The 623-nt window shown below is 58.1% G+C and carries 1 protein-coding gene; it reads right to left on the bottom strand.

The annotated features are described in order from the left end of the window. A partial coding sequence (locus G5154_RS21145; protein WP_421263990.1) for a DUF4123 domain-containing protein occupies positions 1–623 on the bottom strand: 623 nt, incomplete at both ends.

The following is a 623-nucleotide window of genomic DNA, read 5'->3' as shown; positions in this document are numbered from 1 at the left end:
GCTCCTATCAAGTCAGGGTGTTTGTTCAGCCAGTTATTCACCTGAGCCATTTCGTCATCGGTCAGCATCAACGGCGCTCTGATGGCATCCAGCGCCATGCTTGCCTGTAGCGTGAGTGCACCTGCCACCACGCCATCAAGGACGTCACCTGCCAGCCCTGCTTGATTGGCCTGCTTGAGGACGGTGGTAATGGCGGCTTCCGGATTGGGATGACGCGCCATCATATCCTCCATCCGTTGCCAAAAGTGGCGAGAGAGGATGTAGGCGTGACGGTTTTCGTCATAGAGTGGCGCCAGATGGTGAGGCTGAATGCGAAACCAGGGGGCTTGGCGGGGAGTGAATTCGTTATCAGGCGTGCGTTGCCACACACTGTCGGTGGCCCACAGGCTTGAGCAGGGCCCCAGGACATCATCGAGTTCCTGCTGGCTCATGGTGGCCAGTATCTTGGGAAAGACCCGGTTATCGGCATAACGCAGCCACATCACCTCACCTTCACAAGCCACCTCTATCAGGCTTTGCCAGTGCTGCTGGACGACATCGATAGCCGCATCGCTTGTGACGTAGACGCCCCCCAGTTGCGGGTGAGCCGCAATAAACTCAGGAGCTGGGTCGGGCAGTAGCCA

Origin of the sequence: Aeromonas sp. 600527 (genome assembly GCF_049175415.1) — a bacterium.
In the GTDB taxonomy this organism is placed as follows: Bacteria; Pseudomonadota; Gammaproteobacteria; order Enterobacterales; family Aeromonadaceae; genus Aeromonas; species Aeromonas veronii_A.
Note: the sequence above shows the minus strand (reverse complement) of the source record. Positions and strands in the feature narration are given on the sequence as shown.